This window comes from Gluconobacter sp. (genome assembly GCF_047723935.1).
Taxonomy (GTDB): domain Bacteria; phylum Pseudomonadota; class Alphaproteobacteria; order Acetobacterales; family Acetobacteraceae; genus Gluconobacter.
In genome coordinates this window covers 1-9,128 of record NZ_JBDOBO010000087.1, presented here as the reverse complement: position 1 = coordinate 9,128, position 9,128 = coordinate 1, and the positions used below count along the sequence as shown (strand labels likewise).

At 52.0% G+C, this 9,128-nt stretch carries 10 protein-coding genes and 1 tRNA gene; all 11 read left to right on the top strand.

Translation table 11 applies throughout. The features are described from left to right. A partial coding sequence (locus tag ABF979_RS15095) for an ABC transporter ATP-binding protein (RefSeq protein WP_415560585.1) occupies positions 1-1,117 on the top strand: 1,117 nt, incomplete at its 5' end. Between the two features lie 42 nt (positions 1,118-1,159). Then, a complete protein-coding gene (locus tag ABF979_RS15090; RefSeq protein ID WP_415560584.1) occupies positions 1,160-2,347 on the top strand; it encodes an extracellular solute-binding protein in 1,188 nt (395 codons plus the stop codon). After that, the gene (locus ABF979_RS15085; RefSeq protein WP_415560583.1) at positions 2,344-2,775 is read left to right on the top strand and encodes a hypothetical protein; all 432 of its coding nucleotides are present in this window, start codon (positions 2,344-2,346) and stop codon (positions 2,773-2,775) included. The genes ABF979_RS15090 and ABF979_RS15085 overlap by 4 nt, the downstream gene beginning before the upstream one ends. Beyond that, positions 2,772-3,260 (top strand): YcgN family cysteine cluster protein, encoded by a 489-nt coding sequence (locus ABF979_RS15080; RefSeq protein ID WP_215750984.1) that lies wholly within the window; start codon positions 2,772-2,774, stop codon positions 3,258-3,260. Before ABF979_RS15085 ends, ABF979_RS15080 begins: the two co-directional genes overlap by 4 nt. Before the next feature lie 58 nt (positions 3,261-3,318). Then, positions 3,319-3,948 (top strand): M48 family metallopeptidase, encoded by a 630-nt coding sequence (locus ABF979_RS15075; protein ID WP_415560582.1) that lies wholly within the window; start codon positions 3,319-3,321, stop codon positions 3,946-3,948. Between the two features lie 7 nt (positions 3,949-3,955). Beyond that, a tRNA-Leu gene (locus tag ABF979_RS15070) sits at positions 3,956-4,041 on the top strand. A 93-nt stretch (positions 4,042-4,134) separates the two neighbouring features. Further along, positions 4,135-5,850: a DUF6538 domain-containing protein gene (locus ABF979_RS15065; protein ID WP_415560581.1), complete on the top strand. Its 1,716-nt coding sequence runs from the start codon at positions 4,135-4,137 to the stop codon at positions 5,848-5,850. Further along, a complete protein-coding gene (locus tag ABF979_RS15060; RefSeq protein WP_415560580.1) occupies positions 5,847-6,398 on the top strand; it encodes a GNAT family N-acetyltransferase in 552 nt (183 codons plus the stop codon). The genes ABF979_RS15065 and ABF979_RS15060 overlap by 4 nt, the downstream gene beginning before the upstream one ends. Positions 6,399-6,704: 306 nt before the next feature. Then, complete coding sequence (locus ABF979_RS15055) at positions 6,705-6,902, top strand: AbrB/MazE/SpoVT family DNA-binding domain-containing protein (protein WP_007284646.1); 198 nt, start codon at positions 6,705-6,707, stop codon at positions 6,900-6,902. A 2-nt stretch (positions 6,903-6,904) separates the two neighbouring features. Continuing rightward, a complete protein-coding gene (locus tag ABF979_RS15050; RefSeq protein WP_007284647.1) occupies positions 6,905-7,306 on the top strand; it encodes a PIN domain-containing protein in 402 nt (133 codons plus the stop codon). A gap of 93 nt (positions 7,307-7,399) precedes the next feature. Continuing rightward, positions 7,400-8,563 carry an aspartyl protease family protein gene (locus ABF979_RS15045; protein ID WP_415560579.1) on the top strand — a complete coding sequence of 388 codons (1,164 nt, stop codon included), beginning with the start codon at positions 7,400-7,402 and terminating at the stop codon, positions 8,561-8,563. Positions 8,564-9,128 lie beyond the last annotated feature (565 nt).

Below are 9,128 nucleotides of genomic sequence, written 5' to 3'. Positions count from 1 at the left end.
TCACCCCGCAGCGCGGTCTGCCCCCGCCCTCAGGCTTGAAGCTTTTCGGGCAGGCCTGCGGGGTGAGGCGTTCGACCTGACGGTTTCTGAAGGCGAGACAGTTACAGCCTATGGAACAGACCAGGCTGCGTTATCTGGCCTGTTAGACCTGATCGCAGGTTTTTCTCCCCCAATGGGCGGCCGCGTCCTTGTGCAGGAAACGGACGTTACATCCCGGCCCGCCGGACAGCGCAGCATTGTCCTGATCAGTGCCCGCGATCCGCTGTTTCCGCACCTCGATACGCGCAGCAACATTGTTTTTGCGCTTCGTGCTCAGGGACAGAGCCGTGCAGAAGCCGATGCTGCCGCAGGCCGCATGATGTCCCTGCTGGGGCTGGACGGACTGGGAAATCTTTCCCCGCAGGACCTCAATCCCGAGCAGACATTCCGTGCAATGCTGGCCCGTGCACTTGTAACCTCACCCGCTATTCTGCTGCTCGACAATCCGTACACAAATCTGGACATACAGGCCGGCAGACGCATCGCCTCCTTACTCTCCAAACTGTCACGAGCGCGAAATCTCAGTGTGCTGCAAAGCGTCACGCGCAAAGAAGACGCCCTGCGTGCCGGAGGACAGATTGCCCTCTTTGATGAACAGGCTCTGCTTCAATGCGGAACAGCAGCAGAACTTTATGATCGGCCATCAGATGTTGGCGTGGCGACACTCTTTGGTGAAGCCAATGCCCTGACCGGACAGGTTCTGGACATTGCCGATGACGTCGCGCGCGTGCAGTTGGCATGCGGTGGCATTGTCGAAGCTCTCGCGTCCGACGATACGCTGCAGGAGGGGCATGCCTGCCTGGTCTGCGTCCGTCCGGATCGGATCTCACCCTTTTTCGGCAGCCAGTCTCTCGGCCTTGACGATGAAGAAGCACCACCTGTCCGCGGCACAGTGACGGACAGCGTTCATCTTGGCGATCATATCAGAATGCGGGTGCGCTGCCCGGATGGCACCGAGATTGAGCTCCGGCGGCCGCCCCTCCAGGCCCAGAAGCTGCCACGAGCCGGAGCCGCCGCGCAACTGGCCTGGCCCGCCGGACATGCAACGGCCTTTCCGCTTCGTGCTGACCTGTATTAAAGTGCCGCCGCATTCGGTCAGGCATCCGCGCCTGACCTCTTCATGCTGATTGAGGACACCATTCTGACCCGGCCCGCTTTCTTTCTGCGACATACGCTCCCGGCACGATGCCGGGCGGGTCTCGGTCGTATCATGCGCCCTGCAGCACTTCTGACGGGTCTGCTTGCGATACAGGTGCTGCCTGCCAACCTGCATGCACACGCAACATCTGCGAGCGGCGTCCATTCGTCAGACGACATTGGAGATTTCTTTTCCCATGTCGGGCATAGCGTCGCCTCTGTCTTCTCGCCATCAGAAGCCTCGGCACACGCACACAAGCGAGCGGCTACGCGCCATTCCACAAAACATCGTCGCACAGCAAAACCCGCTCCCCCTTCCCCGGGCTGGGCTATTCCTGAAGGTGCGGTGACTGCGAATGCTTTGATCACCAGCGACAAGTCCCTGAAGCAGGTTGAATGGGATGGTCAAAAAACAACACTGGATTCAGGCGTTCATTCATCGACCCCAAGTTGGGCCGCTATCCTGCTAAACGGCAGTCAGCTTACAGATGCGTGCCAAAAAGGCTGGGTTCATCCTCTCGGAGGCACTACGGGATGTGGCCTTCCCGGAGGCCAGACAATCATGGCACTTGCATGGGATCGCTCCCGCCTCCCTGCCGCCCCCAACTGGAAAGACTTCTGGGATGTAGCGCGTCATCCAGGACGACGCGGTCTTTATCTTGGTGCGCGAACAACGCTGGAAATTGCCCTGCTTGCAGATGGCATAGACTCTCGGGACATTTATACCGCGCTTTCAACGCCAGCCGGGATCAGCCGGGCGTTTCACAAACTGGATCTGCTTCGACCTTATATTGTGTGGTGGAAAACACCCGATGATGCGGCCCGGATCATGGAGCAAAGCAGCGCGCTCATGACCAGCGCCCCCATGACAGAAATTTCCAGCGTCAGCATGAAAGTCAAAGCGGGGCCAGCGGCTTCTCTTTTTGTCGCGCAGCCAGATCAAACTCTTAGCACCGCACTTTATTGGGCAATCCCGGCCAACAATCCGGAAACCGCAGCACAGAAAACCCTGACCCAGTTACATACTCAGTCTCCTCACCTGAACGACATGCCCGAAAGCGTTCTGGATCCGGGAGGAACTGCCCTGTCCGTCAATGATGCGTTCTGGACCAAATATGGCGATCAGCTGGAACAGCAGTTTCAGGACTGGTACGGCAGCAGCAAGCCATGATGGCCATTTCCATGCGGCTTCACCTGCCCGCCATTATACTTGGTCTCCTCCTTGGTTGTGGCGTCATCACATTGCTGATGCGTCTTTTGCCTGCCAGACACGTACGCCTTCTCGGCCTGCTGGTTTTACTGCCTGGTCCGGCGCTCGCCTTTGCGCTTCCTGAACTCCAGCGCGCTGGTCTGAGCTTTGTCGGCCGGCATTATGACCTTGTCCAAGGCATTCTGATTTCCCCAGCCATCATGATGCCGTTTGGGGCAACGTTACTTGGGCTCCCCATGGGGACAACGCGTGCGGCAATCGGCCTGGGAGCGGATTTGACGATGCGCCTGAAACTGATTTGGCTTCCTCTGCTTTTACCTGCTGCCCTGCTTTCCCTGACAATAGCGGTTCTGTTGTCCCTCGGCTGTGTGATACTGGATCGGCCATGACTTCAGTTTCTCCTTTCTGGCAGACCACGCCGCTAGATCAGATGACGTCCGAACAATGGGAATCCCTTTGTGATGGGTGTGGGCGTTGTTGCCTGAACAAGCTCCGTGACGAAGATACGGACGAGATCGTCTACACGACCGTTGCGTGCCGACTTCTGGACACGCAGACCTGCCGTTGCACAGACTATCCAAAACGCCATCGTAAGGTGCCGGACTGCGTCACATTAACTCCTGAACTGCTAGCCGAAATCGACTGGCTTCCTCCAAGCTGCGCCTATCGATTGCTGCGTGACGGATTTGATTTGCCTGAATGGCATCCTCTGCGCTCCGGGACACGCGACAGCGTTCTAATGGCTGGCGCTTCTGCGGGAGGGCGTTGCGTGAGTGAACGCCGCGCTGGTCCACTGGAGAACTACATTGCCGCATGGCCAGGAGAATGGCCCGCGAACGCTCCGGCCTGCGTCTCCAGAAAACGCTCCGGCTAACCCCATGCTTCCGCCGACCGTCCCTCTCGTATGGAGACGTTCGCCTCGTGCACGCCGCATGACCCTCCGCATTGATGCTCAAGACGGCAGTGTCGTTGTTACAATGCCGGAGCGCATCAGCCAGCGGCAGGGTCTTGCGTTCGTCCATCAGCATATGGACTGGATTACGTCCTCTCTCGCTACCCTGCCTGAAAAACGTGTGCTGGCTGACGGGCACGAAGTCATGATCGAAGGATTTCCAGTTCCCATTCTGCATGAGCCAGATGCCCGCCGCGGCACATGGCTGGATTCAGATGGCCTTCATGTCAGCGGAGATGCCGCTCATACCGAACGTCGCGTAAGAGACTTTCTTCACAGCCTGGCCAAAGAGCGCCTCTCAAAGGCTGTTGCTCTTCACAGTAAAAGAATGGGGCTTGTGCCGTCCCGCGTCGATTTGCGGGAAGTCCGGTCTCGATGGGGCAGTTGCACCCGAAAAGGACGCATCATGTTGAGCTGGCGTCTGGTCATGACGCCGCTGGAAATTCGAGATTACGTCGTGATCCATGAACTCGCTCATCTTCAACATTTTGACCACAGCGCTGCTTTTTGGGGCTTAGTTGACAGATTTTGCACAAATGGACGCACAGGACGTCTTGCAGCGGAACGCTGGCTGAGCCAAAACGGGACCGCCCTGCTGCGAGCAGCATGAGGCGTGTGCGAGCTTGGCGGAATGGTAGACGCACGAGACTTAAAATCTCGAGTCCGTAAGGGCGTGCGGGTTCGAGTCCCGCAGCTCGCACCACATAACCCTCTGGTTTCATTGGAAATACGAGGATATGACCCATAACAAGTGGGTTGGTTCTCCAAAGCTCTTCTCCAAAGTTGGAGAAGTTTTATGCTCAAACTTGTCGGCTCGCGATTCCATTTTCGACGCGTCGTCCCAGTCCCCTTGCGCCCGATTCTTGGTAAAAGCGAAATCTGGATTTCCTTGGGAAGAGCAGGCAAAGTCGAGGCGCGACGCCGTGCAGCAGAACTGCACGGACAAATGACTGACCTGTTTGAAGGACTTTTAAGTGTGAGCGATATAAAGCAGTCCTCTAAAACGCTCACTTTCTCACCTGAAGAAATCAAATCTATTAACGAGAAATATGTCTTCAAAACAGACCTTGATGTCTGTAAAGGAATAATAAGAGTATTAGAGGATACAATAGAAATACATGAAACCCTCAGAATAGCAGAGGTCCATAACGCAAGGGCAGAAGTAGAAGTAAAATATCAAAAAATAGTTATGCAACAAGCTGAATATTTAGATCGCCTCATGTCGGGTATTAAAGAAGTTGTAATAGTTGCGGAAAATTTTCAAGCAAGACTTTTAAAATCTATGGAAGATCTCGCTCAGAGACTACAAATTTCTTCCGCCGAGAAGAAAGTCCTAAGAGGCGAAATTGACCGCCTCCATAACACTCTCATTACAACCTTCACAAAAACCATTGAAACTACAGCATCCCGACCGCCATCGCAGTCTCCAACACCTTATTCCGAAGAGGCACTCCCCATAGTCGCCGAAAATCAAACCAAACTACAGTCAAAGGCTCCCTCACCTCTTTTACTATCGGCGGCCCTAGAGCGTTTTCTCAACACCAAACCCGCCAAAAGTCTCGAAACTCAGCGAGACACGAGCAGAACTGTCGCACTTTTCGTACAGGCATTTGGAGATCTTCCCGTCCGTGAGATTGATGGCAAAGTCTCAGGGGATTTCCGCGACGTTCTCTTTTCCCTTCCGGCATCACATGGCAAGCGCCGCAACCTCTCTTTTCAAGATGAGATAGACCGTGCAGCTTCTCAGGATGTGCCATTGCTAAGCACAAAGACGGTAAAAAACCACTTCATGCGCCTGTCTTCTCTTTGGAATGACCTTCTAAGACGGGACATGGTTGAAAAAAATCCATGGAGCAGATGGAATTTCGACCTGTCCAACCAAATATCGCGTCGGGCCTGGAAACAGGAAGAAATGAATAAGCTCGTTAATACCCCTTGGCCAGTGGGCAGTATTCCCAACGAGACCTTCATGGGTATCACGATGGTTGCTGCTTACAGCGGTATGCGACTTGGCGAAATCAGCAACCTGAGAAATGAAGACATCCAAGACGTGGAGGGTGTTCCATGCTTCCGGATTTGTGCCCATCCAGAAGACAACTGGTCCCCCAAGACTGAAGCAGGAGAACGCATTGTTCCCATTCACTCCACCCTACTGAGCTGGGGTCTCCTGGCTTTTCAAAAAGCCAATCAGAAATACCTTTTTTCTGATCTTAAAGACTCACGGGACGGAAACCGGGGCGCTGACTTCAGCCGGGCATTCTCACGCTACAAAATGATAATGGACCTTCCTCCGGCTGTTACGTTCCACGGTTTCCGGCATACAGTGTCAACACTTCTGCGCAATCAGAAAAGCGACATTCGCGAAATCTGGATTGATGCCCTGTTAGGTCATGAATCCAGCCACAAGAGTCAGGGGGCAACGACATATCTGAGCGGTATCGATCTCACCAATCTGCAAACAACAGTCGAAGCTATTCAATATCCAGATTTTTATTTGGGAAAAAGGCTATGAGCGATACAACAAAGATTAAGTTAGAGCCTTTATGTCCTGAAGATGCACAAGATATGTTTTCAGGACTGTCTGATAATCGCGCCTATCAATTCATTCCTGATGAACCACCAATAAGTCTTAAAGCTCTTCGTGACAGGTATGTTGTTTTGTCTTCGGGCGGGAATTCAAATGGCACCGAAATCTGGCTGAACTGGATCATCAGGCAAGGTGTGGATCAGAAGGCTGTTGGGTATACGCAAGCGACACTGACGGCAGAGGAAGCGGTTGTTGCCTATCACGTCTTCCCTCTCTACTGGCGTCAAGGTATCGCAGCAGAAGCCATGAAGAGCACCCTCACAACTATTTTCTACAATCCCGACATCAAAATCGCACGCGCCTTTGTTGATACGAGAAATCACGCCTCTATCGCCCTGCTACACAAACTGGGCTTCAAACAGGTCAGAACAATTCATGACGCAGACTTCTTTAAAGGAGCAAAAAGTCACGAATATGAATTTGAACTTACTCAAACAGAATGGCTGAAGACGCCAATGCCTTCTCAAACCTAATAGTATCTCTAGCTTTACAGGAAATAGCAGACCGCAATTTCCTACATGTATCCATGGACGTGTTCTTAGGAATGATGCCAAAGCGCATGTTTAGCAATCCCAATGATACATAAAATTCCTTTCCTCTTATCTCCAATATCTGAAGTCGTACCCTCCCGGCAATCACCTCGCATCATGGGCGTTGAACTGTCCGGGAACCAGCGGCTAACGTTCCGGTCAGGTCAAGGGTCGGTCTTAGTCTGACTTTCCTTGTGGTAAAATGGATATCTAAATTATAGATATGTATATCCACAAACGGAGAGTGACATGCAGGTTTCAAAATGGGGTAACAGCCTCGCTGTTCGTATTCCCGCACATATCGTCCGTCAGCTTGGTTTGCAGGAGGGGGACAATGTCGAGGCGGTCTTTTCTCGTCTGAAAAGCCATGAAGAAGCCTTGCAGTCTTTGAAAACAATTGGTCGGAAACTGCCTAAAAACTTCCGATTTGAGCGTCCGCAAGACTGAATATGCACGTTCTTCTGGATACCAATATCCTGCTCTATGCGTGCATGGAGCAGGATGTGGAAAAGATGCGGATCGCTGAAGATGTTCTCCGCCATACGGATTGTCATATCTCTGTCCAATCGCTGAACGAGATGACGAATACGTTGCGTCGTAAAACGAAGTTGTCTCTGGATGATATTGGAGAGCTGATTGCAGACATCAGAAGTCTGACAACCGTACATGACCTAACGACAGGTATTTATGCCAGGGGGTGGGCAATTGTACGCCGTTATGGCTTGCAGACCTATGACAGCATGATTTTAGCGTGTGCCATCGAAAATGGTCTGGAAACGGTACTGTCAGAAGACATGCAGGATGGACTGTCCATTTTCGATATGGCGATTATCAGGAACCCGTTTGGATAGACAAACTGGTCGCTTCCGTCTTCGTCCAAGGCATTTCAGAAGAGATGAATATTTTTGGAGGGCGAGTTTTTTCGCGGCCAAACAGTTCGTCAAATGCTAAAATCTAAGTATCGCGATCTGTTGAAAGTATCTTCCGTGGACATCCGTCGAAGATCAGTCCTTGCGGGGTCTGCCACTGCGTTGGTTTTTCCGCGTCTGACCCGGGCGGCGGCAAAACCGCTTGTCGCACCTATAAAGCTAATCGGACGTCGTGTGACAATCGGAGTCAATATTGGCGGAATGGGTGGTTCCTTTGCGATTGATTCCGGAGGTGCCATGAGCCTTATCAATGAGTCAGTCGCACGAGACCTTGGCTTGCCTGAGGCAGGCGATCTACGCATTGGTGTAGCTGGGACGCCCGTCCTCCACCGAATTTTCGTTGCGCCAGAGCTGACAATTGGCGGTATCATAGTTCAACATCACGTTCGGTTTGTCGCAGTGCCTGGCTCGGTTCTTGGTGACGGCATCTCTGGAAGCATTTCGTCAGGCCTTGTCACGACGAGGCCCTGTTTGCTGGATTTCGACGCCCTGCAATGGTGTGTCTGGAACGATAGTCGACCCACGTTTTCCGATTACACACGTCTCAAGGCTCTTGCTGTCGATGCAAAGCCTGGGTTTTCTCCTATGATCACGGCAGCAGCTCAGGTGAATGGCAGCCCAGTGCGCTGCGTGATCGATACAGGTGGCGAGAGCTTTGTCCGCCTGAATCGTTCTATGGCGGAACACCTTGGTCTCTGGACCGATGCTCGCCCTTATGCACCGGTAGCGCAAGGCGGACGCATCGTTCGTGTCGATACTCTCAGTTTTGGAGGCGTCCTGTTTGAACGTCCACTAGCTCTACTACTCTCAACTGACCGCAACACTGATATTTCCGACGGCCTTATCGGACTACCAACGCTGCGTCGCTTCAACATTGGCTTTGATCTTGATGCTGATGCACTCTGGCTGCGCCGGAACAGTCTTCCTGCCCCAGATTATCGCTGTGCGCTTTCGGGTTTGGCCGTCAGCGAGATTGACCATGGCCTGCATGTTGATGATGTCGGTTCACAGAGTCCTGCTGCTGACGCTGGCCTTATTCCTGGGGACGTAATCGAGACATCAGAACCTGCAAACGTAATCAGGCAGCTCAATGCTTCCGCAGGAGAAGAGGTAACATTCCGTGTCCAACGTGGTGCAAGCCGCCGAGTGGTGACATTACGCATGTCGGACTATCTTTGATTTTCTGGCTCATCAAAGTTCGGGCCGATCTGAAGGCAGGGTCAAAGTCGTAAGGTAAAATCTGCTTTCTAGGCTTTGAGTCTGCTTTGCATTCATCATAGCCTAGGAATGAACTGCCCACTCACCCCGTAGGCGTGCCTGGTCAAAGAATATGAGACAGACGGGCGGCTTCCGCCCTCTTCTCAGACGTTGAATGATGGAAACCTAAGTCGGGTAAGCGGACATCAAGAATGCACATTAAGTCTAAAATACTGAGAATAATAAGTTATATCTCATTCGGACTAATATCGACTATATGATTCCATCGATGCACCTGAAAGACTCAATTCGAAAAATGTATTTAGAAGCTTTTCCATCGGAGATTCTGAGTCTACATTCATAACCAAGGATTTAGATATTTTCTTATTAGGAGCGAATCGTATGTCGATTAATTTAGACTTTATTGAGAAACAAATTGAGGAGAAAAAGAAAAAGGTTGATTTTGATACAAAAGATTACACTATAGAGCATATCTTTATAAAATATACTACAGGATTAGATGAAGAATTGAACGAAATATTCGTTC